The 21,872-nt window shown below is 39.9% G+C and carries 19 protein-coding genes, 1 other RNA gene and 1 pseudogene; 15 read left to right on the top strand and 6 right to left on the bottom strand.

Annotation, left to right across the window (positions count from 1 at the left end; all coding sequences use genetic code 11):
- From crp to rsmI, 3 genes and pseudogenes are all read right to left on the bottom strand, one after another.
- Positions 1 to 664: pseudogene (crp, locus tag CDZ78_RS24205) on the bottom strand (cAMP-activated global transcriptional regulator CRP).
- Positions 665 to 802: 138 nt separating this feature from the next.
- Positions 803 to 1,171, bottom strand: an RNA gene (rnpB, locus tag CDZ78_RS03825) — RNase P RNA component class A.
- 239 nt (positions 1,172 to 1,410) lie between these two features.
- Complete coding sequence (gene rsmI, locus CDZ78_RS03820) at positions 1,411 to 2,268, bottom strand: 16S rRNA (cytidine(1402)-2'-O)-methyltransferase (protein ID WP_087868783.1); 858 nt, start codon at positions 2,266 to 2,268, stop codon at positions 1,411 to 1,413.
- 44 nt (positions 2,269 to 2,312) lie between these two features.
- Between rsmI and CDZ78_RS03815 the strand changes: the two genes are divergently transcribed.
- From CDZ78_RS03815 to CDZ78_RS03770, 10 genes are all read left to right on the top strand, one after another.
- Entirely contained in the window at positions 2,313 to 4,229 is a 1,917-nt protein-coding gene (locus tag CDZ78_RS03815) for a penicillin-binding protein activator (protein ID WP_087868782.1), read from the top strand.
- 18 nt (positions 4,230 to 4,247) lie between these two features.
- The gene (locus tag CDZ78_RS03810) at positions 4,248 to 4,598 is read left to right on the top strand and encodes a YraN family protein (protein WP_230990816.1); all 351 of its coding nucleotides are present in this window, start codon (positions 4,248 to 4,250) and stop codon (positions 4,596 to 4,598) included.
- Between the two features lie 3 nt (positions 4,599 to 4,601).
- Complete coding sequence (locus CDZ78_RS03805) at positions 4,602 to 5,198, top strand: SIS domain-containing protein (protein ID WP_087868781.1); 597 nt, start codon at positions 4,602 to 4,604, stop codon at positions 5,196 to 5,198.
- Positions 5,195 to 5,785: a BON domain-containing protein gene (locus CDZ78_RS03800; RefSeq protein WP_087868780.1), complete on the top strand. Its 591-nt coding sequence runs from the start codon at positions 5,195 to 5,197 to the stop codon at positions 5,783 to 5,785. Before CDZ78_RS03805 ends, CDZ78_RS03800 begins: the two co-directional genes overlap by 4 nt.
- Positions 5,786 to 6,075: 290 nt before the next feature.
- On the top strand, positions 6,076 to 6,717 hold the full coding sequence (hxlA, locus tag CDZ78_RS03795; protein WP_087868779.1) for a 3-hexulose-6-phosphate synthase: 642 nt from the start codon (positions 6,076 to 6,078) through the stop codon (positions 6,715 to 6,717).
- Positions 6,718 to 6,731: 14 nt separating this feature from the next.
- Complete coding sequence (hxlB, locus tag CDZ78_RS03790; RefSeq protein WP_087868778.1) at positions 6,732 to 7,277, top strand: 6-phospho-3-hexuloisomerase; 546 nt, start codon at positions 6,732 to 6,734, stop codon at positions 7,275 to 7,277.
- A 124-nt stretch (positions 7,278 to 7,401) separates the two neighbouring features.
- The gene (tkt, locus tag CDZ78_RS03785; protein WP_087868777.1) at positions 7,402 to 9,387 is read left to right on the top strand and encodes a transketolase; all 1,986 of its coding nucleotides are present in this window, start codon (positions 7,402 to 7,404) and stop codon (positions 9,385 to 9,387) included.
- 108 nt (positions 9,388 to 9,495) lie between these two features.
- Positions 9,496 to 10,161, top strand: a complete 666-nt coding sequence (locus CDZ78_RS22545; protein ID WP_174664550.1) for a hypothetical protein — start codon at positions 9,496 to 9,498, stop codon at positions 10,159 to 10,161.
- 5 nt (positions 10,162 to 10,166) lie between these two features.
- Positions 10,167 to 10,841 (top strand): hypothetical protein, encoded by a 675-nt coding sequence (locus CDZ78_RS03775; protein ID WP_087868776.1) that lies wholly within the window; start codon positions 10,167 to 10,169, stop codon positions 10,839 to 10,841.
- Between the two features lie 341 nt (positions 10,842 to 11,182).
- The gene (locus CDZ78_RS03770) at positions 11,183 to 12,166 is read left to right on the top strand and encodes a transaldolase (protein WP_087868775.1); all 984 of its coding nucleotides are present in this window, start codon (positions 11,183 to 11,185) and stop codon (positions 12,164 to 12,166) included.
- Positions 12,167 to 12,829: 663 nt separating this feature from the next.
- On the opposite strand, the gene metG is transcribed toward CDZ78_RS03770, so the two are convergent.
- The gene (gene metG, locus CDZ78_RS03765; protein ID WP_087868774.1) at positions 12,830 to 14,848 is read right to left on the bottom strand and encodes a methionine--tRNA ligase; all 2,019 of its coding nucleotides are present in this window, start codon (positions 14,846 to 14,848) and stop codon (positions 12,830 to 12,832) included.
- A gap of 169 nt (positions 14,849 to 15,017) precedes the next feature.
- Between metG and apbC the strand changes: the two genes are divergently transcribed.
- On the top strand, positions 15,018 to 16,109 hold the full coding sequence (apbC, locus tag CDZ78_RS03760; RefSeq protein ID WP_087868773.1) for an iron-sulfur cluster carrier protein ApbC: 1,092 nt from the start codon (positions 15,018 to 15,020) through the stop codon (positions 16,107 to 16,109).
- 186 nt (positions 16,110 to 16,295) lie between these two features.
- On the opposite strand, the gene CDZ78_RS03755 is transcribed toward apbC, so the two are convergent.
- Positions 16,296 to 17,078, bottom strand: a complete 783-nt coding sequence (locus CDZ78_RS03755; protein WP_087868772.1) for an enoyl-ACP reductase FabI — start codon at positions 17,076 to 17,078, stop codon at positions 16,296 to 16,298.
- 103 nt (positions 17,079 to 17,181) lie between these two features.
- Positions 17,182 to 17,571, bottom strand: coding sequence for a hypothetical protein (locus CDZ78_RS03750; RefSeq protein WP_087868771.1), 390 nt, complete (start codon positions 17,569 to 17,571; stop codon positions 17,182 to 17,184).
- Between the two features lie 149 nt (positions 17,572 to 17,720).
- Here CDZ78_RS03750 and CDZ78_RS21680 point away from each other — a divergent pair, with 149 nt between their 5' ends.
- The 4 genes from CDZ78_RS21680 to ppk1 all read left to right on the top strand — a co-directional run bounded on the left by CDZ78_RS21680 (position 17,721) and on the right by ppk1 (position 21,519).
- Positions 17,721 to 17,876 (top strand): hypothetical protein, encoded by a 156-nt coding sequence (locus CDZ78_RS21680; protein WP_167374164.1) that lies wholly within the window; start codon positions 17,721 to 17,723, stop codon positions 17,874 to 17,876.
- Between the two features lie 259 nt (positions 17,877 to 18,135).
- Complete coding sequence (locus CDZ78_RS03745) at positions 18,136 to 18,789, top strand: 1-aminocyclopropane-1-carboxylate deaminase/D-cysteine desulfhydrase (RefSeq protein ID WP_087868770.1); 654 nt, start codon at positions 18,136 to 18,138, stop codon at positions 18,787 to 18,789.
- A 173-nt stretch (positions 18,790 to 18,962) separates the two neighbouring features.
- Complete coding sequence (locus CDZ78_RS03740) at positions 18,963 to 19,271, top strand: hypothetical protein (protein WP_140413867.1); 309 nt, start codon at positions 18,963 to 18,965, stop codon at positions 19,269 to 19,271.
- Positions 19,272 to 19,419: 148 nt separating this feature from the next.
- Complete coding sequence (gene ppk1 / locus CDZ78_RS03735; protein WP_087868768.1) at positions 19,420 to 21,519, top strand: polyphosphate kinase 1; 2,100 nt, start codon at positions 19,420 to 19,422, stop codon at positions 21,517 to 21,519.
- The last annotated feature ends 353 nt before the right edge of the window (positions 21,520 to 21,872 follow it).

The raw sequence follows: 21,872 nt of genomic DNA, 5'->3' as shown, positions 1-21,872 counted from the left end.
TTAGCGTGTTCCATAAACAACAATGGTTTTACCATGAGCAGAAATTAATTGTTTGTCTTCCATTTCTTTTAAAATACGGCCAACCATTTCTCTTGAGCAGCCAACAATACGACTGATCTCCTGACGTGTCGTGTGTAACTGCATACCATCAGGGTGAGTAATGGCATCTGGTTCTTTGGTTAAATCCAGTAAAGCACGGGCAACACGACCTTCAACATCCATAAATACCAGATCACAATATTTTCTACTGGTAGTTAGCAAGCGGCAGGCGAGTTGTTCCCCAAATAAAGAAAGTAAGTACACAGCCTCGCTAGCTAGTTCATTGTGTATGGCTTCATTTAGCCGGGCGTAACTGATTTCGGCAAGCTTACACATCACACGGGTTTTGACAGTAACCTGGCGAGCACCAGGAGCTTTAAATACCCCTATTTCACCAATAAAAGCATTGTTGTTTAGATAGGCAAGGATAAGTTCGTGGCCATCTTCGTTTTCAACACTAACACTGACTGACCCTTCGATAATATAATATAATATAATGCAAGGTATCGCCTTTATCGCCAGGCCGAATGATGGTAGTCTTGGCTGGATAAGTATGGATGTGGCAAAGTGTAAGGAGCTTGGAAATAGCTTTAATTTGTTCAGGGCTAGGGAGGGTATTTATCATAAATGTACCTTGTTATGCGGTTTGAATGTGAGTAACCTCATTATTTTAGTACGGAACTGGAACATTCTCATTCCAGACAAAAAGGTATAAAAAAAATAAATTTAAATATCTGGGTGATTGAATTGACTAAACCTGAAAAAATAGAGTTGGTCGATAAGCCGGGTTTTGTCTAGGACAGTCATTCATCTAGGCCATAAGTCACCTTATGGCTCAAGCGATCTACCCAGGAGCCGCGCGGGCCGCGCGTCTGCTCCTCTATTTGATCTTGCTCCAGGTAGGGTTTACCATGCCGCTCCTGTTACCAGTCACGCGGTGCGCTCTTACCGCACCATTTCACCCTTACCCAGCCCTTGAAACGAAGTTTCAGGGGCTGGGCGGTTTATTTTCTGCTGCACTTTCCGTAGGCTTACGCCTCCCAGACGTTATCTGGTACCTCGCCCTGTGGAGCCCGGACTTTCCTCTATATTTTTTAAATTTCATTAATATAGCGACTGCCTGACCAACTCTTCAAATATTATAGCCGATTTTTCAACTAATATAAGATAATAAGTAATTCTGGATAATCTTATTTGCTGCAGATGTGGTTGGATATTGGGATGCTGGTAATAAATACACTGCTGCAGCGTCTTCTGGTTACATAGGGTGTTTGTGTTTGGGTGTATCTTAGTCCTAAGTTGTAAGCTACAGTGCCGGGAGCAGGTGCGCGGATTTGCTTGTAATTACGTCCATAAGAAACGAAAAGTGGATTATTTTTGAGTATCCGATAACTCTAAGGCGGTTTGATAGAGTAGTTTTTTTCGTGCACCTGTAATCTCTGTGGCTAATTTTACGGCAGTTTTGATTGAGCACTCGGATAATAGCGTTTTTAATGTATTTAATTGTTGGTCGCTTAATGATTCAGGTTTTTTTTCTATTTTGCTGCCAGACACCATGACGACTAATTCGCCACGCTGCATATTACTGTCTTGTGCAAATAGTGTCAGCATTTCCTGGATGCTGGATTTTATGATAGTTTCGTGTAATTTTGTTATTTCACGGCCAATAGCTATCTCATGGCTTGCTGGAAATACGCTAGCCAGGTCTTTAAGGCAAGCGTCTATTCGATGACAGGATTCGTAGAATATCCATGTGGAAGTATTATTTTTCTGTTCCTCAAATAGACTGGTTCGTGCGTTAGAGGTGCGAGGCAGAAAACCTAGAAATGTAAATTGAGTAACCGCAAGTCCTGATGCAGATAAGGCGGCTATTAATGCACATGCGCCGGGTATGGGGGATACTTTAATGCCAGCATTTTGTGCCAAAGCGACAACCGGCATGCCTGGGTCACTTATAAGAGGGGTTCCTGCATCTGAAATAATGGCAATGGAGGTTCCTTGCTGAATCTGCTGGATTAGCCCCGCTGCTTTTTGTTGCTCGTTGTGTTGATGAAGTGCGATGCAATGTGTTGTAATGCCGTGGTGTTGCAGCAATGCGCGTGCATGTCTTGTATCTTCTGCACAGATTAGATCGACTTGCTGTAATGTTTCGATAGCCCTGATGCTAAAATCAGCTAAATTGCCGATAGGGGTTGCAACAACATATAATTGGCCATGCTGGGTTGGCATATTAGAATCCTGAAGTGTAAGTAATGTAATTGATATTGGTATTTATGAAACGTTATACAGAGCAAATATTAAAAAGCCAGGATATTATCAAATTCTCGCTGCTAAGTGTGTTATTGCTAATCTCTGCCTGTTCTTTGCAGACTGGCGGACTTGGGTCTTCAGCAGGAAAAGAGAGTGTTGAAGAGCGTAAAGCTGGGCAGTTATTTGTGCAAGGGGATTATAGTGAGGCTGCGTTGTTGTACCAGCGCCTTGCGCAGCAAATTTCCGTGCGACAAAATATTTTACGCCTAAAGGCAGCGCAGGCCTTTTTAAAAATACCACTGGATGATCAGGCAAAAATAAACCTGGACTTAATCTCAGTAAAAAATCTAACTGGCGAGCAGCTTAATCATTTAAATCTGATGTATGCCCAGCTGGATTTAAATTCGGGCAATATTGAGCAGGCTTTAGATTATTTAATGCGTATTTCTGTGTCTGCATTAAGTCATTCTGAAAAGACTACTTATTATGAAATGACTGCCTTTGCATATGCATTGTCAGGAGAAATTGTTAAGAGTGTGCGCGAAAGGATTGCGCTGGATTTATACCAGCACTCGGGTCAGAAAAAAGAAAGTAATAACCGAGCTATCCTGGAGCTGTTAAGTTTAATGTCAGAACAAACTTTACAGAGACAGCGCACGCAGCCGCAGACATCTACTGTTTATTCCGGGTGGCTGGCATTGGAGCAAGTCAGGCGAAACTTTCCGAGTGGTGAGCAACAACAGCAAGCTTTAAATGAATGGGCGGATCAATACCCTAGGCATCCGGCGCAGCCGTTAATTGCATCAGGGTATTTTTTAGTTTCAGGGATTAAGTTAGGGAATGTCAGAGATATAGCCTTGTTTTTGCCTGGGTCGGGACCTTATGGTTTGCATGCGAACGCTTTAAAAGCGGGTTTTATGGCGGCTTATGAGCGGCAGGCAGTGGCTGGCGTGCAGCCTAATATTCACTTTTATGATACGCAGCAATCGAGTATATCGGTCTTATATGATCGGGCTGTTGCTGATGGCGTCCAGTTGGTTATTGGGCCGCTTAATAAAAAATATATCCAGGAACTGGCAGGTAGTCGTGAATTAATTGTGCCAGTGATGGCGCTAAATTATGTCGAAGGACTGGCAAAAACAAATTTGTATCAGTTTGCATTAAGTCCTATCGATGAGGTGCGCCAGGCAGTTAGTCAGGCCAGGTTTTCAGGGCATGAGAATGCGATTATTCTTGTGCCAGCAACAGCTAATGGGGAGCGGGTAAGTCAATATTTTCAAAATGCCTGGGAGGCTGTCAATGGAAATATTATACAGGTTCAAATGTTTGACTCGGCAGCCAGAGACTTTAGTTTCCCTGTTAGGCAAATGCTAAATATTAATGAAAGTGAATATAGGTCGCAGCGATTACAGAAGGTAATTGGTACTGCTGGGTATGAGTCAAGGCGACGGCAGGATGTTGATGTAATCTTTCTGGCCGCTAGCAATCAAAAGGCGCGATTAATTAATCCGCAGTTCTATCATAATCGTGCGGGCTCGGTTACTGTATATGGTCTATCTCAGGTTTATAAGGGGCAAGCTGATAAGAATCAAGATATAGATCTTGAGGGTATAAACTTTTGTACTATTCCCTGGTTGTTCGATGAAGCCTTTCAGGGGGAGTTGAGTATGTCGGCTTTGCAGGATCTGCAGGTGCAGTTTCCGAATGGGTATTTAAGCTTAGTGGCTTTTGGTATAGATGCTTATGCTGTGATTGCTCATCTGAATGATCTGGGATCTATTTCTTATAAAGGTGCAACGGGTGATTTGTTATTGAATGAAAATAATCGTATTGAACGTCATTTGGTGTGTGCTGAATTCAAAGATGGGGCGGCGGTGCTAGTTGAAATGGCAGAAGAAAGTATGGAAGAGCCAGCTGCTACAATGCCTAACTCCCTATAGTATAGAGAGGAATGGGTGGTGGACAAATCTACAAATAGTATACAGCGGGGTCGGCAGTATGAAGATCTGGCATTGCGTTATCTGCTTAATCAAGGACTAGTATTGCAGGCGCGCAATTATAGGTGCCGGTGGGGAGAGCTGGATTTATTGATGCAGGAACAGGGTGCATTAGTTATTGTTGAGGTGCGCTATAGGAAAAATGATAGTTATGGCAGTGCTGTTGAAAGTGTGACGGCGAAAAAGCAGTCACATATTGTCGCAGCGGCTAAACACTATATAATGACGCATAAAATAAATCAGCCTATTCGTTTTGATGTATTAGCGATAACTGGAGACGCTCGGCCTGACTGGATAAAAAACGCATTTTAAAATATGGGCTTGCAAAAAAATATTAATCATCAAATCATTGAAAGTATTCAGACGCAACAACTGGTTCTGGATGAGTTAAGCGATTTTATCGAGTTCGCTGCGCAACAAATTGTTAATGTTCTATTGGCAGATAAAAAGGTTTTAAGTTGCGGTAATGCTGTTTCTATCTCGAATGCGCAGTATTTTACTTCTATAATGATTAATCGATATGATCGCGTACGGCCTTCCTTGCCGGCGATATCTCTGGTAAATGATGTGCAAATGATTACCTCGATTGCAAGTATGCATCACTACGATGATATTTTTGCTAAGCAGCTACGAGCCTTAGGGCAGGCAGCAGATGTGTTGTTGATATATAGCGTTGAAGGCAGCCCGCTAAACTTGATAAAGTTAATTAATGCCGCGCATGATACACAAATTTCGGTGATTTTACTGGTCGGTGAGAATGAAACGACATTGCCTAGCTTGTTACATGAGTCTGATGTCTGTATTAGTGTGCCTAGTCAGTCGGTGCAAAGAATTCAAGAGGCGCACCTTTTGATAACGCATTGTTTGTGTGATTTAGTTGATAGTCAATTATTTGGAAACCAGTTAATATGAAGCAAAGTCTGATTCTTATTTGTGTTTTAATGCTGACAGCATGTGGCAGTATAGGGCAGGGCTTGGCTGAAATAACCGGGCTTGCTTTTTTGCATGATAGGCGCGATAGTGCAGCTATTACTCTAGATGAGAAAATAGAGGATAGTGCTATTATTGAGTTACATGGCCTGGATGAGATAAAAGGTAAATCACACTTTAATATTACATCTTATAATGGTAAAGTGTTAATAACAGGTGAAGCAGAAACAGAAGATATACGCGAAATAATAATTGCTAATGTCAGGATTATTTCAGGTGTAAAATTAGTTCATAACGAAATGGCTTTGGGCCCCGTATCCACTCTGGGCGCGCGTAGCGAAGATTCGATGCTAACCATTAAGGTTAAAGATGCTCTCTCTCAGATAAAGGATAAACCAGGCTTTGATGCAACACGGGTAAAGGTTGTTACTGAGAATAAAGTGGTTTACCTAATGGGGCTTGTACATAAAGAGGAAGGCGAGGCAGCGGCAAAAGCAGTGCAGAATGTTGCAAAAGTAAAGAAAATTGTCACTGTTTTTGAATATATAGACTATGCCAGCGAAAATTAATTAAAGAAAAAAGGAATATTTCTTTAAACACAGAATTTATTATTACAGATGTAAATGTTTATCTTGAGCTATACAGGGTTGCTTGCTGTTAATTAAGAACAATAATAATAAATTGTGTAACAAAGGCTTAAGCAAAGCTTAAAAAGGGATGCGAATAGAATGATCAGAAGTCAGTTAATGCTTTAATGAAGCTATTAGAGTTTGACATTAGACTGCATTCTGATTTAAAGTTCTGTCCGCATAAAAATAAAAGTATGTAACAAAATTATAACTAAATCGGAGTACATAACATGGCAACACCATTAATTCAAATGGCATTAGATTCACTAGATTTCGACGCAACTGTAGCACTTGCTGAGCAGGTAGCAGATTCTGTTGATATCTTCGAGATCGGTACACCATGTATCAAGCACAATGGTATTAACTTAGTAAAAGAATTAAGATCAAGATTCCCTAATCACCTACTTTTAGTTGATTTAAAAACAATGGATGCTGGCGGATATGAAGCAGCTCCTTTCTACGAAGCTGGCGCAGATATCTGTACAGTACTAGGTGTCTCAGGTTTAGCAACTTGCGCAGGTGTTATCGGTGCTGCAAATGCATGTGGTGCAGAAGCACAAATTGATTTAATCAATGTTGGCGATAAAGCAGCATGTTCACTAGCATGTGTAGAAGCTGGCGCGCAAATCGTTGGTGTACACACAGGTCTTGATGCTCAAGCAGCTGGCGACACACCTTTTGATGACTTAGCAATGATTGCTAATCTAGGCTTAGACGTTCGTGTTTCAGTTGCGGGTGGTATCAACTCATCTACAATTCAAGATGTAGTTCGTGCAGGCGCAGACATCATTGTTGTTGGTGCGGCTATTTACGGTGCAGATTCTCCAGCAGATTCAGCTCGTGAATTACGTGAACTAGTTGACGCTGCATAAGTCGGAGCAATATTATGTGGCAACAAGAAAACCAGAAGTTGGTCGTCAATAAGATTTCAGAAATTCTTGATGCGACTGATATTTCTTACGCAGAACAAATGACAGGGATGTTCGATAAGGCTCGGCGGATATTTATCTCCGGTGCTGGGCGTTCTAAGTTAGTCGGAAACTTTCTGGGCATGCGTTTAATGCACAGTGGTTACGATGTTAGCATGGTAGGGGAAATCGTTACTCCAAGCATCAAAAAAGGTGATTTATTAATCATCATTTCAGGATCTGGAGAAACTGAACAATTAGTCGCGTTTACCAACAAAGCAAAAAGTGTGGGTGCGAAAATTGTATTGATTTGCTCAAAAGCTGAATCAACTATCGGCGACCTGGCGGATGGTGTTATCCAGATTGGTAAACAAGAGCTGTATCAAACAGTAAAAGGTATGCCAATGGGGACTGTTTTTGAACTATCTACCTTATGTTTCTTAGAATCTGTTGTCTCACATCTTATCTGGGAAAAAGAAATCCCGGAAGAAAAAATGAGAGAAAGACACGCCAACATGGAATAGCATAATAAAACGAGTGGCTTATGCCGCTCGTTTTTTTTAATGCTAAAAGAATCACACAAATAGATATGAAGAATACTCATGTCTATTTTTCGTTTAATAATTTAAAAAAACTCTGGAGAACTATATGTCTTCGCGTAGAGAACTTGCGAACGCCATACGCGCTTTAAGCATGGATGCTGTTCAAAAAGCAAAATCAGGTCATCCTGGTGCACCTATGGGCATGGCGGATATCGCCGAAGTATTGTGGAATGACCACTTAAAGCATAACCCGACGAACCCTAAATGGGCTGATCGTGATCGTTTTGTTTTATCTAATGGTCACGGATCAATGTTGATTTATTCATTGTTACATTTGACAGGTTACGATCTGGAAATGAAACAATTAGAATCATTCCGTCAACTACATTCACAATGTGCAGGTCACCCTGAGTATGGCTATGCGCCTGGCATTGAAACAACAACAGGTCCTCTAGGTCAAGGTATCACTAATGGTGTTGGTTTTGCAATGGCTGAAAAGCTAATGGCAGACCAATTCAATAAGCCAGGGCATGACATCGTAGACCATAACACTTATGTATTTTTAGGTGATGGTTGTTTGATGGAAGGTGTTTCTCATGAAGCTTGTTCTTTAGCGGGTACATGGGGTTTAGGCAAATTAATCGCATTTTGGGATGATAATAACATCTCAATTGATGGGCACATTGACGGTTGGTATACAGATGACACAGTTAAGCGTTTTGAAGCTTACCAATGGCATGTTATTTCTGTTGACGGTCATGATGCTGATGCAATCAATGCAGCGATAGAAGAAGCGAAAAAAGTAACTGATAAGCCTTCATTAATTTGTTGTAAAACAATTATTGGTTTTGGCTCACCTAATAAGAGCGGTAGCCATGATTGTCATGGTGCAGCATTGGGTGATGAAGAAGTTGCATTAACGCGTAAAGAATTAGGCTGGGAACCAGCACCATTCGTAATTCCTGATGAAATTTATGCAGGATGGGATGGCAAAGAAAAAGGTTCTGCTGCAGAGAAAAGCTGGGATGAGAAATTTGCAGCTTACGAAGCAGCATTTCCAGCAGAAGCGGCAGAATTTACACGCCGTATGGCAGGTGACTTACCAGCGAACTGGAAAGAAGCCACTGATGCAATGATTGCTGAAACTAACGAAGCTGCGGCTAACTTAGCATCACGTCAAGCATCACAAAAAACAATTGCAGCATTAGCTCCTGTATTACCTGAATTCTTAGGTGGATCAGCTGATTTAACAGGGTCTAACTTAACGAGCTGTGATAGTTTCAAACATGTCAGCGGTAAAGAGCCAGGTAACTACATCTCTTACGGTGTACGTGAATTTGGTATGTACGCAATCATGAATGGAATGTCGTTACACGGTGGATTAATTCCATTCGGTGGCACATTCCATATGTTCTCTGATTATGCAAAAAGTGCGTTCCGCATGGCTGCATTGATGAAAATTCGCACCATTGCAGTATTGACTCATGACTCTATCGGTCAGGGTGAAGATGGACCTACGCATCAGCCAATTGAAAATACATCGGCAATGCGTTTGATTCCTAATATGGATGTCTGGCGTCCTGCAGATTCAACTGAGGTTGCTGTTGCCTGGACTGCTGCTGTTGAGCGTATGGATGGACCTTCTAGTTTAGTGTTCAGTCGTCAAGGGATTCCTGGGCGTAAACATGATACGGCTGATTTTGCTGCAATACGCAAAGGTGGTTATGTGTTATCAGAAGCAAAAGGTGATGCAGCTGCTATCATTATTGGTACTGGTTCTGAACTAGATTTAGCTGCAAAAGCACAAGAAGCTCTTGCTGCTGAAGGAATTAATGTACGTGTTGTTTCTATGCCATCGACTAATGTGTTTGATCGTCAAGACCAGGCATATAAAGATAGCGTGCTAACTCCTGGAGTAAAACGCATTGCTGTTGAAGCGGGTGTTACTGACTTCTGGCGTAAATATGTAGGACTAGAAGGCGGCGTTGTTGGTATTGATACGTTTGGTGAATCTGCACCAGGTGGCGTATTAATGGAGCACTTTGGCTTCACAGTTGAGAACGTTGTTAAGACTGTCAAAGAAGTATTGTAGTCTAAGGTACAGATAAGAGGATCATACTTCCTCGTTTACGAATAGCCACTGATTAGTTATACTGCGTCAGTGGCTTCATTCGTTTCTTACGACATATAGGTGAATTGCGTGAAAAAAAATAATATTAAAAAAGGCATATTTACGGCCTTATTACTTGCAAGTCCTTTTGTGACGGCAGGTACTCAATATCCAGCAGCTGATTTTCAACCTAAAGTTGTCTATCAGGATAATAATTATCAGCATGAAAGCTCTGAATCATCTAGCTCTTCAGCTAAGGCGTCTTTTGGTGAAAAATCAAAAGCAGATGCTAATTACCCAGCAGCTACTTTTAAACCAGAAGTGTTATACCATGACACAGATTATAAGCATAACAGTGGCGCAGGGACGAGTAAATCGATTCCTTTAGCCATGTGGGAAGAAAAAGCTGAGCAAGTAGCAGAAGCTAAGGCAGCTGAAAGCAGTGAAGATGCTTCAATTAACCCTCTTTTTGCAGTATTGGTATTAGCTGTAGCTGGTTTTCTGTTTCTTAAAAAATCTAAAAGTAGTGCAGCTGTTGCAACTAAAGCAACTTACTCAGATGGTTTGACAGGTGTTGCTAAATACTTAGAAAAAAAATCGCCTAAACTTTCTGGCGTCGCTAAATATCTAGAATTACATCAGCCTACACCGAAATCAGGTGTTGCCAAATATGTTGCTAAAAAAGTTGTAGCTGCAAAAAAAGCGGCTTCTGCAAAAACAACCGGCGTTGAAAGATATATGCGCAACAAAGGGTAATTATAATGGGTTTTTTATCCGGAATTTTTTCCAGTAAACAAACTAGGCAGGATGTCTATCGTGATGTTGCGCCCGTAGAATCTTCAGATGAAGATTTAACAGGTGTTGCTAAATATATAAATGCACAAAGTGATAATCCTGTTGAGCGACATGGCTATTCAAAAAAGTTAAGTGGTGTTGCTGAATATATCAATACTCGTAGTGCTACAACGATAGAACTAACTGATGCTGAGAAAGATGTGATAAATGCTCGCATTAATGCAACGATAGAACTTAGAAAAACAGAGGAGAGCTTGATGAGTGCTGAAAATGAAGAATTAAGTGGTGTAGCTAGATATGTTGAAAGTCAGGAGCAGGCTTGTTTAGCTGCTCAGGAAGAAGAGCTAGCTGTTACAGGTGTCGCTAAATACTTAAGCAATATTGTCGCAAATAAACCTGCTACAACGGGCGTAGCAAAGTATTTGAAGAACCGTGTTGAAGCGACAGTAAGTAGTGTTGACAGATACGTGATTAACAAGTCTCTAGCAGATAAAAATAAGCCAGAGGTAGTAGTAGTTGAACCTAGTAGTGTTACTAAATATTTAGAAAATAAACCTACAAGATTAACCAGTAGTGTTGCTAAATATATTGCCAAACAAGGTGTTGCTGCAAGGCAGACAGCTGCATTAACGCCTGCATAAGAATCTTTTAGATTATTAAATATTCTATATTGCATAAATTACTTTCGGCTTTTTAGCCGAAGGTAATGACAAGCATCAAATGTTTAAAGAATTTCTGATTTAAGGCTGTTTTCCTTAATTATGCATGAATTAAGGAAAACAGGTTTTATCTTGCTGAACAATATCTATTGTATATTCCAAATATAATGAATGGCAATGCTTTTGTCAGGGCAAAGTCCTGATAAGTGAACTGAGCTATTGATTAAAATACGGCTAAGATTTTCAAACCCTATCAGTAGTATTCGGCGCGCTTGATGAGTGTGTTGACTTTTTTAAATTTTAATTATTATAGGTACCTAACTATGGCTAATTTTTTAGACCAACTTAAAGCGGTAACGGTTGCTGTTGCTGACACTGGTGATATAGGCGCGATTGAGAAATTCACTCCACGTGATGCAACAACGAATCCTTCGTTGATTACTGCGGCTGCACAAATGCCACAATATCAGGCTGTTGTTGATGATACATTAACAGCTGCGCGTTCAACATTGGGTGCTGCAGCATCTGCAGGAGATGTGGTTGGGCTGGCATTTGATCGTTTAGCGGTATCTTTCGGTTTAAAAATCCTGGAAATCGTACCAGGGCGTGTTTCTACTGAAGTTGATGCTCGCTTATCTTATGATACTGATGCAACTATTGCTAAAGGACGCGATTTAATCGCACAATATGAATCTGCGGGTGTCGATCGTAAGCGTATTCTGATTAAAGTTGCTGCAACCTGGGAAGGTATTCAGGCTGCTAAAGTTCTTGAAGAAGAAGGTATTCATACTAATTTGACCTTAGTTTTTGGTAAGCATCAGGCAATTGCTTGTGCGCAAAATGGTATCACTCTAATTTCTCCTTTTGTTGGGCGTATTCTTGATTGGTACAAAAAAGATTCAGGTCGTGATTCTTATGAGCCAGCAGAGGATCCAGGTGTTGTTTCTGTTACTGAAATCTTTAATTATTACAAAAAATTCGGTTTTTCAACTGAAGTAATGGGTGCAAGTTTCCGTAACCTTGGTGAAATTACTGAACTAGCAGGTTGTGATTTATTAACAATTTCACCAGGATTATTGGATGAATTACAATCAACTGAAGGTGATTTACCTGTTAAATTAGATGCAGCTAAAGCACAGGCAATGGATATTACTGAAATTAATGTTGATAAAGCAACATTTGAAAAAATGCATGCTGAAAACCGTATGGCAACTGAAAAACTTGATGAAGGAATCAAAGGCTTTGAAAAAGCTCTTGTGACTTTAGAAGAGTTATTAGCAGGGCGCCTTGCTGAATTAGAAGCTTAATAATTATTATTAGCTGAGTTTAAGAAAAAGGCCTACGAATGTGGGTCTTTTTTTTGTTTGAAAAAAAGGTGAATGGGGCCGCGAGTCCATTGTCTTAGAGTTAGGTAAATACTTATAGAGGCATATTCCTCTGGGTTTTTACTTGTGCTATTATGCTAGAGGGTTATACAAGGCTTTAAAAGAAAACCTTTTCAAACAGAGCTATTACAAATATCTAACGAGGATTAAACATGACTGAAGTAATTTATTTGGTAACTATTTTATATGCTGCATATGTTATTGATGATGTAGCGGGTGAAAAGCCTGTCTATATATTATTGACATTTCTCTCCTTAATGTTCCTAGGTGGCGTGTCGACGTAAGAAACGTATAAGGCAATGAAAGATATTTTACATTTTCAGTAATTTATTTAGCCCACTGCATTATTATGTAGGTTAGACGAATAATGTTCTGAGGATAAATAAGGCATTAATGTAGAACGGACTTTAGTCCGCTCTACGCGCCTAACATTAGCAAGACATTTTCTAAAAAGGTTAAATCAATTTTGCCGATATACATACTAGTGAAGAATCTATATTACGCTGATTTTTAAACAGGTAGATGTCAGGTTCAGGTAACTGTTAAAGTGACACAGCTACAAGTTTAGTATTACGGGATAAGTTGCTACTTAACTCGCATCCCTGCTGTTGCGCCATCATCTGGGTGCAATACCCATAAATCTTCACCGCCTGGGCCAGCAGCCAGAACCATACCTTCTGATAATCCAAATTTCATTTTACGCGGTTTTAAGTTAGCAACTACTACCGTTAACTTTCCTTGTAAGTCTTCGGGCTTATAAGCTGATTTAATGCCTGCAAAAACATTACGAGTTTCATCACCGATATCAACGGTTAGCTGTAATAATTTGTCGGCTCCTTTTACATGTTCAGCTTTAATGATTTTTGCAATTCGTAAATCAATTTTAGCAAAATCATCAAATTCAATTTCATCGCTAATAGGGTCAAACTTTTTTGCAACAGGTTCGGAAATTTTGGCTAGGTTTTCTTTGGATTCATCGAGGATTTCAGTGATTTTAGTTTCATCTACCCGGGTCATTAATGCCTTAAATGGCTTGATATTATGGCTGAGTAATGGCGCGGCAGTACTAGGCCATAACTGTTCTGAAATATTCAGGAAATCTTCGCTTTCTGTTGCCAATTGCGGTAAAACAGGCTTTAAGTAAGCTACTAATAAACGGAATAGGTTAATACCCATAGAGCAAATGTCATGTAATTCCTGGCCTTTTCCTTCTTCTTTGGCTATGAGCCAAGGCTTCTTTTCATCGATATACTGATTAGCTTTGTCAGCGAGAGACATGATTTCACGCATTGCCTTTCCGTATTCGCGTGATTCATATAAAGCAGCAATCTCTTTATTGGCTAAAATGAATTGTTGAAATAATTCAGGTTCTGAACAATGAGCGGATAATTGGCCAGCAAAACGTTTTTTAATAAAACCGCTGCAACGGCTAGCAATATTAACCACTTTACCAACTAAATCAGAATTAACTCGCTGAGTAAAATCTTCAAAGCTCAGATCAATATCATCGACACCAGCACTCAATTTAGCGGCGAAGTAATAGCGTAGATATTCAGGATTCAAATGATCTAGATAGGTCCTGGCCTTAATAAAAGTGCCGCGTGATTTGGACATTTTTTCGCCATTAACTGTTAAAAACCCATGGGCAAATACAGCGCTTGGTGTTCTAAATCCTGCCCCGTTTAGCATGGCTGGCCAGAACAAAGCATGGAAGTAGATAATGTCTTTACCAATAAAATGATAAAGCTCTGTATTGCTTTCCTTGTCCCAGAATTCGTCGAAATCAAGATTTTGTTGAGTACAAAAGTTTTTAAAGCTAGCCATATAGCCGATAGGTGCATCTAGCCAGACATAAAAATATTTGCCGGGTGCATCAGGGATTTCAAAGCCAAAATAAGGGGCGTCACGCGAGATATCCCATTCTTGTAGACCATCTTCCAGCCATTCAGCTAATTTATTACTCACTTCTTTTTGTAAATGGCCTTCGGAAGTTGTCCACGATTTAAGCATGTCATTAAAATCAGAGAGCTTAAAAAAGTAATGCACTGAATCTTTTTCTATTGGTTTTTCACCTGATACAGCTGAAATTGCATTTTTTAACTCAGTAGGTGAGTATGTGGCTCCACAGGCTTCACAGTTATCTCCATACTGTTCCTTAGCGTCACATTTTGGACAGTCACCTTTGATAAAACGATCAGGTAGAAACATTTTCTTAACAGGGTCATAGGCCTGAGTGATACTGCGTGAGGTGATATGACCACCGTCACGTAGGCGCTCATAAATTAGACTGGAGAAATATTTATTTTCTTCTGAATGGGTGCTGTGATAATTATCAAACTGAATACCAAACTCAGTAAAATCCTTTAGATGCTCCTGGCCAACCTGGGCAATTAATTCCTCGGGTGTAATACCTTCGCGATCAGCCTTCAACATTATAGGGGTGCCATGGGTGTCGTCAGCACAAATATAATAGCATTGATTGCCGCGTAGTTTCTGAAAGCGAGACCAAATGTCAGTTTGTATATATTCAACGAGATGACCTAAGTGGATAGGACCATTAGCATAGGGTAGAGCGCTGGTGATAAGGATTTTTCGATCTGACATAAAGGTTTAAATCTGCCTGGAATGGGTGACTAAAATAATGCGTCATTATGGCATAAAATAGTTTACTATTTCGAATAGAAAACTGTTAATGAGCAGGAAAACTAGAAACTTAGATAATAACCTATTAAAATACTAGGTTATTGGCTTCATTTACCACAGGATTGTTTGTATGCCTACGATAGAAAAATCAGATATTGAAAATCAATTAAAAAATATAGTAGACCCCAATGTTGAAACTGATTTGGTCAGTGCACGTTCAGTTAAGTCTATTATGGTCGAAGCCGGACATGTGACAGTAAATATAGAGTTAGGCTATCCAGCAAAAAGTTTTATAGAGGGGTTTAAGCAGCAAATTACTGATCAGCTTGCTGCAATGGAAGGAGTTAGTTCAGTAGATGTTAATATGACAGTTAATATTGTTGCTCATGGCGTGCAGAACTCACTGAAACCGGTCAATAATATCAAAAATATTATTGCAATAGCATCGGGTAAGGGGGGCGTTGGTAAATCTACTACTTCAGTAAACCTTGCTTTAGCTCTAGCCGCTGAGGGAGCCACTGTAGGTATTCTGGATGCTGATATTTATGGCCCCAGCATTCCAACTATGCTCGGTTTGTCTGGGTACCCTGAAAGTCAGGATAATAAAACCATGATGCCTAAAGTAGCTTATGGTATTCAGACTATATCGATTGGCTATTTAATAGAGCCTGATCAGCCTATGATATGGCGTGGTCCAATGGTAACGAATGCCTTACAGCAACTATTAAAAGATACTAACTGGTCTAATATTGATTATTTGATTGTTGATTTGCCACCAGGAACGGGAGATATTCAACTAACACTATCGCAACAAATTCCAGTCAGCGGAGCTGTTATTGTTACCACTCCTCAAGATATAGCATTGATAGATGCTCAGCGTGGCCTGGGCATGTTTGAAAAGGTGAGCGTGCCTGTCTTAGGTATTGTAGAAAATATGAGCATGCATATCTGTAGCGAATGTGGCCATGAAGAGGCAATCTTTGGTTCTGGTGGTGGGGTAGCAATGGCAGAAAAAAATAATATTGAATTATTAGGATCTCTACCTTTGGATATACATATACGCCAGTTTGCTGATAGTGGAAGACCCACTGTTGTTGCTGACCCTGATGGTCGATCCACTGAAATCTATAAAGAAATTGCGCGTAAAATGTCAGCAAAATTAGCACTGAAAAATAAGGATTATAGTAATAAATTTCCTAATATTGTAGTGCAGAATACATAAATCTCTATCGATTTTTCTTGCTTTTTGTCTTCAGTGATGTGGGAATGGTTACTTAGTCAGCTATGTGCCTATTTCCAGGCCTTTAAGGCAAACAAAACCAGCGTATTCTGGGTAGAGCGGACTTCAGTCCGCTACTTATAAATTCAAGCATAGCGGACTAAAGTCCGCTCTACCCAGGCTGGCTTATCAGGGTGCGGCAATTCCGGCAATATTGTAACCACAGTCTACATAAGTGATTTCGCCAGTCACGCCAGAAGCTAGATCAGAACAGAGAAAAGCGGCTACATTACCGACTTCGTCAATAGTTACATTTTTCTTTAAAGGAGCTGTATCAGCTGCTTTACTTAACATTGATTTAAAGTTGTTAATACCAGCAGAGGCTAATGTTTTGATAGGTCCTGCAGAAACAGCATTAACACGTATTCCTTCGGCGCCTAAAGCGACAGCCATATAGCGGACATTGGCTTCTAGGCTGGCTTTAGCAACTCCCATAACATTGTAATTAGGAATAGCGCGTTCAGCACCTAGATAGCTCAAGGTCAGTAGAGAACCATTACGGCCAGCCATCATTTCACGTCCTGCACTTGCTAAGGCAGTGAAGCTGTATGAACTAATATCATGAGCAATTTTAAAGTTTTCACGCGTCGTTGCAGCGACAAAATCACCATCCAGCGCTTCTCTTGGTGCAAAGGCAACTGAGTGTACAATACAATCTAGTCCATCCCACTGTTTACCTAATTCGGCGAATACATTGTCGATTTGTTCATCACTGCTGACATCGCACTCAATAGTAATGTTTGAGCCGCATTCTGCAGCCATTTTTTCTACACGACCTTGTAGTTTTTCATTTTGAAAAGTAAAGGCGAGTTCAGCACCTTCGCGGTGCATTGCTTTTGCTATACCCCAAGCAATTGAGCGGTTGCTGGCTAAGCCAACAATTAAGACGCGTTTGCCTTGCAGAAATCCCATTTTTTATGTCTCCAGTGAGTGTAATATACAGATATGTTTAGTATCTACGAGCTGTATTCAGAAGTCCAGTTTTAATCAAGTAGCTTAAGCAGTGATCGTTAAATTAATCCTGTTCATTCTTTTCATCAGGGGTTGTAGATTCATTTTTGCTATGATGAGTAGATGGCAAATTTAGATTTTTACGCACTTCTAAAATAAATTTTAGACCGATTGCGGATAGTATGTTTTTCCCAATAGTGTTTAAACTAAGTGCTGTCATCATCGCTGCTTTTTGAAAATCAGAGCATTTGCGCATCATGACGGATAGAATCAGCAAGGCAGCTTCTTCTGTTATTTCCTCGTTAGTGATCATGTATTGTGCTATTTCAGTCAGTTGTATATAGCCTTTAACTCTTTTTTTGCGACTGATAAAGCCAATTGAAGGCATGTTTTCACGCAGTTTCTCGTAAGCGATGGTGGTGCTTTCTTCTAAGTTGATGATTTCTTCTGACATAGAGTGTTTTGGGTTATGTTTCCAAATAGGAAACAATTAATTTAAAATTGAGTGTATTGTTGTTTTAATCAATGCAGCATAAAATAGCTAGCAAATGAAAGACGAAATATATTTGCCTGTTTTACAGGGCATTTTAACAGGATATTAACATGACAAACATTTATAGAGATATAACAATAGCTGTATTATTTATTGCCGGTATTTGGGGTTCTATTTCAGGCCAGTTTATTATCTCAACGGTATTATTTGCAGGCGCAACTGTTTTAAGTAATATTGCGCCAAGAGATATACATAATAACGCATAGTATTGTATTTAAAAACCAGGATTGGTAGACACAACAAAGATCCTGGTTAAAGTTTTATTTTAAATTTTTCCACCTCCTCGTATTATCTGAGCAGTAATGCTCTTGTTGCCCCCTTAAGCTTTTAGCTAAGGGGGCTTTTTTTTGCCTACGCCTCTCAACTACAAATTTACTTGGTTATGTGTCTATATTTTTAGCATAAAACTCTGTAGTCTGATCTCTATGAATGAATTGATCGCTTAAAAGTAAGGAAATCAGAAGCATGCTTAATAAGAAATTGATTGCATTAGAACAGAAACTGGGCCGTTCAATTTTAAATAAAATAGATGAGCCATTTATACAAGAGCAGGGCGTAGAACTCTGGATAAAGCGAGATGATTTATTACATCCGGTTATTTCGGGTAATAAGTGGCGCAAACTAAAATATATTTTAAATCACGCTTTATCCTTAAAGACCCATAAAATTATTTCTATGGGAGGTGCTTATTCTAATCATTTACATGCATTAGCTTATACTGGTCAGATGCTTGGTATTAAGACTCAAGGGCTAATTCGAGGTGAACAACCCGAAGTGGTAAATCCAACGTTATCTGATCTTTTTTCCTGGGGAATGGAAGGTAGCTTTGTTTCTCGCAGTGAGTATCGCCAATTAAGAACATATAAAGCATATGATTCTTTACCTGATATACAAAGTGGTGAATACTGGTTGCCAGAGGGAGGAGCCATGGATCTGGCTCTGCAGGGGGTAGCGGAGTTAGTTGATGAGTTAGATCTGGACTATGATGTATTGTGTGTGCCATGCGGAACAGCAACTACTCTGGCAGGAATTATTAGTGCCGTGTCTGAAGAGACGCAGGTGTTAGGTTTTTCCGCTTTAAAGGGGGCGGGGTTTTTATCAGCTGAAGTTTCCCAATAATTATTTATGGTAAAATTGAAACTATGCTACAACTATATGAAAAAAATAGTCTTTTCATTCGTTTCAAATGCTATTGCCTAAGGGGAATTAAGTAGGGGGTTGCTATAAACATGGCAAAACCACCTAAAATAAACCTCGATACACCAGCATTGTGTATTTCAGCTACTCAATAATTGGGAAACTTCAGTTTATCAGCTGATGTACATCAAATGTTAAAAAATAAGTCTTGTCATAATAAAAGCTGGTCTATTAAGTTAGACTACCATTTTGGCGGCTTTGCTAAAGTCAGCCCGGTTTTGCTGGACTTTATTGGCAACTTTGAGCAAAGGCATAGTATTAAGCTTGAGCCTATATATACTGGTAAAATGCTGTATGGGATCTATGCTTTAATTAAGCAGGGTTTTTTTAAGCCAGGACAAAAAATTATTGCTGTCCATACGGGCGGCTTACAAGGTAACCGAGGGTTTTCTGCGCTGAAGTAATGATTATCCCTTTCTAAAAATAACCGTAGGGCGCGGCTTCAGCCCGCCTGTATCAAACATTTTGGATATTGGCGGGCTGAAGCCGCGCCCTACAGAAATTCCTGGAAATTAAGTACATTTTGCACGCATCCGATAAAGAGATAGGACCATGACAGAGACAAAAGATAACAGTGACGTGATTGAAGAAGTGAGTCTGGATAACCCTGCTTTATACTATAATCGGGAGCTCAGTCTCTTAGAGTTTAATGATCGTGTTCTGGCACAGGCTAAAGATGAAAATATACCTTTATTAGAACGCTTAAATTACTTATGTATTTCTTGTTCTAATCTGGATGAGTTTTATGAAGTCAGGGTGGCCAGTGTCATTCAAATGGCTGAAATGGACCCGCATGTGACAGCTTGTGATGGGCTGAATGCTGAGGAACAGCTAAAAGTTATTGGCGTTAAAGCACATAAGCTGGTTAGTGAGCAGTACCGTGTGCTACATGACTTGATGATTCCTCAGTTAGCAGAGGAAAAAATCCGTTTTATTCGCCGGGGTGACTGGACAGATCAGCAAAGGCAATGGGTAAAGAAATTTTTTCATGAAGAGTTACAGCCTATATTATCGCCAGTAGGTCTGGATTCTGCGCACCCATTTCCACGTATATTAAATAAAAGCTTAAATTTTATTATCTCATTAACGGGGAAAGATGCCTTTGGGCGTAATAGTGGGCGTGCTATTTTGCAAGCTCCCAGGGCTTTACCCAGGATAATCCGGTTACCTAAAGAAGAAACGGGTGGGGGGGAATATGACTTTGTATTTCTATCTTCTATTATTCATTCCTGTGTCGATGAACTGTTTAATGGTATGACTGTTAAAAATTGCCACCAGTTTAGAGTAACGCGAAATAGTGACCTTTATGTAGATGATGATGCGATTGATGATTTGCTAAATGCAGTTGAGGGTGAATTGGCAATGCGTAATTATGGTGATGAAGTGCGCATGGAAATTGACTCAAAATGCTCCGAAGAGACCGTTAACTTTTTAGCAGCACGTTTTGGTATTACTGATGATCAGGTTTTTTTAGTCAATGGGCCTGTCAATCTGAGCCGGGTTCAGGAAATTGTAGGATTGGTTGATCGTCCTGATTTAAAGTTTATCCCTTATAAAGCTTCAATACCCGCGCAATTATCGCGAAATAAGAATTATTTTGCGGCCATTAAAAAGCAGGATATATTGCTGCATCACCCTTATGAGTCTTTTGCTCCTGTCGTTGAATTTGTACGTCAGGCAGCGGTTGACCCCGATATATTGGCAATTAAACAAACACTGTACCGCACCAGTTCCGACTCGCCTATTATCAATGCTTTGCTAAAAGCAGCTAGAGCAGGAAAAGAGGTGACCGTGGTTATTGAATTACGTGCCCGTTTTGATGAGAAAGCGAATATTACCCTGGCGGCCAAGCTACAAGATGCAGCCGTTAATGTAGTTTATGGTGTGGTGGGGTACAAAACACATGCAAAAATGTGTTTGGTGGTACGTAAAGAAGGTAAGAAATTTAAAGATTATGTGCATTTAGGTACAGGTAATTATCATCCTAAAACCGCTCAGTTTTATACAGACTACGGTCTGTTTTCCTCAAATAAAGAGCTAGGTGAGGATGTTAGAAAAGTCTTTGTACAATTAACCAGTCTGGGTAAAGTAACCAAACTGAATAAATTATTGCAATCACCTTTTACCTTGCATAAAGGCCTGATGGCTAAGGTTGAACGAGAGATCGAATTCGCTAAAAAAGGCAAAGCTGCAAAAATTATTTTTAAAGTCAACTCGGTAGTTGAAGGAAAGCTTATGCAGGCTTTATATCGAGCTTCTCAGGCTGGTGTGGAAGTTAAGCTGATTGTGCGTGGTATTTGTTCATTAAGACCAGGTATTAAAGGTGTTTCTGAAAATATTGAGGTGCGCTCAATTATCGGTCGTTTTCTGGAACACACTCGGGTTTATGTGTTTGAAAATGGTGGTAATCAAGAAGTGTATGCAGCCAGTGCGGATATGATGAGTCGTAATATGTTTAGGCGTGTCGAAGCAGCTTTTCCCATCGAAAATAAACAATTGAAAGCGCGAGTATTAAGTGATCTTGACTGCTACTTGAAAGATAACTCTCAAGCCTGGATTATGCAAAGTGATGGTAGTTATGTACAGAGTGTACCGGAAGGGGACGTTTTTCGTGTGCAGAATGAGTTAATGGAACAGTATGCGGTGAAATAACCTGGGTATTCCAGACACAAAGTAAGTGGATTGAAGATATTCATCCCATAGAAGACAGGCCAGGGGCACCTTGATAGAAGGTGCTGCAATAAAGTGTTACGCACCATATTTAGGGTGTAAAAACTCCCAAACGTATAGTTAAATAAAATAGGAACTTATCAAGATAGATGAAAATTATTACGCCAATAAAAGAATTTTTAGGATCTAAGGAATAAGCACGAAACAACTTCCCGATATTAATTATTCTTGAGGAATTGCACGGTAATTCCATTTTGGTAAATGTGTATCAAATACAATCGGCATTATTTCTTTGAAGTCAGCGGCATATTTTCGTCCTGTCTCGTATATTTTGT

Origin of the sequence: Bathymodiolus platifrons methanotrophic gill symbiont (assembly GCF_002189065.1) — a bacterium.
Lineage (GTDB): Bacteria > Pseudomonadota > Gammaproteobacteria > Methylococcales > Methylomonadaceae > Methyloprofundus.
This window is presented reverse-complemented; position numbering and strand designations above follow the sequence as displayed.

Excerpts from the sequence above, each read along its gene's own strand:
- rsmI (WP_087868783.1), bottom strand. The coding sequence starts at position 2,268 with ATGCCAACCCAGCATGGCCAATTATATGTTGTTGCAACCCCTATCGGC.
- CDZ78_RS03815 (WP_087868782.1), top strand. The coding sequence starts at position 2,313 with ATGAAACGTTATACAGAGCAAATATTAAAAAGCCAGGATATTATCAAA.
- CDZ78_RS03805 (WP_087868781.1), top strand. The coding sequence starts at position 4,602 with ATGGGCTTGCAAAAAAATATTAATCATCAAATCATTGAAAGTATTCAG.
- CDZ78_RS03800 (WP_087868780.1), top strand. The coding sequence starts at position 5,195 with ATGAAGCAAAGTCTGATTCTTATTTGTGTTTTAATGCTGACAGCATGT.
- hxlA (WP_087868779.1), top strand. The coding sequence starts at position 6,076 with ATGGCAACACCATTAATTCAAATGGCATTAGATTCACTAGATTTCGAC.
- hxlB (WP_087868778.1), top strand. The coding sequence starts at position 6,732 with ATGTGGCAACAAGAAAACCAGAAGTTGGTCGTCAATAAGATTTCAGAA.
- tkt (WP_087868777.1), top strand. The coding sequence starts at position 7,402 with ATGTCTTCGCGTAGAGAACTTGCGAACGCCATACGCGCTTTAAGCATG.
- CDZ78_RS03775 (WP_087868776.1), top strand. The coding sequence starts at position 10,167 with ATGGGTTTTTTATCCGGAATTTTTTCCAGTAAACAAACTAGGCAGGAT.
- CDZ78_RS03770 (WP_087868775.1), top strand. The coding sequence starts at position 11,183 with ATGGCTAATTTTTTAGACCAACTTAAAGCGGTAACGGTTGCTGTTGCT.
- metG (WP_087868774.1), bottom strand. The coding sequence starts at position 14,848 with ATGTCAGATCGAAAAATCCTTATCACCAGCGCTCTACCCTATGCTAAT.
- apbC (WP_087868773.1), top strand. The coding sequence starts at position 15,018 with ATGCCTACGATAGAAAAATCAGATATTGAAAATCAATTAAAAAATATA.
- CDZ78_RS03755 (WP_087868772.1), bottom strand. The coding sequence starts at position 17,078 with ATGGGATTTCTGCAAGGCAAACGCGTCTTAATTGTTGGCTTAGCCAGC.
- CDZ78_RS03750 (WP_087868771.1), bottom strand. The coding sequence starts at position 17,571 with ATGTCAGAAGAAATCATCAACTTAGAAGAAAGCACCACCATCGCTTAC.
- CDZ78_RS21680 (WP_167374164.1), top strand. The coding sequence starts at position 17,721 with ATGACAAACATTTATAGAGATATAACAATAGCTGTATTATTTATTGCC.
- CDZ78_RS03745 (WP_087868770.1), top strand. The coding sequence starts at position 18,136 with ATGCTTAATAAGAAATTGATTGCATTAGAACAGAAACTGGGCCGTTCA.
- ppk1 (WP_087868768.1), top strand. The coding sequence starts at position 19,420 with ATGACAGAGACAAAAGATAACAGTGACGTGATTGAAGAAGTGAGTCTG.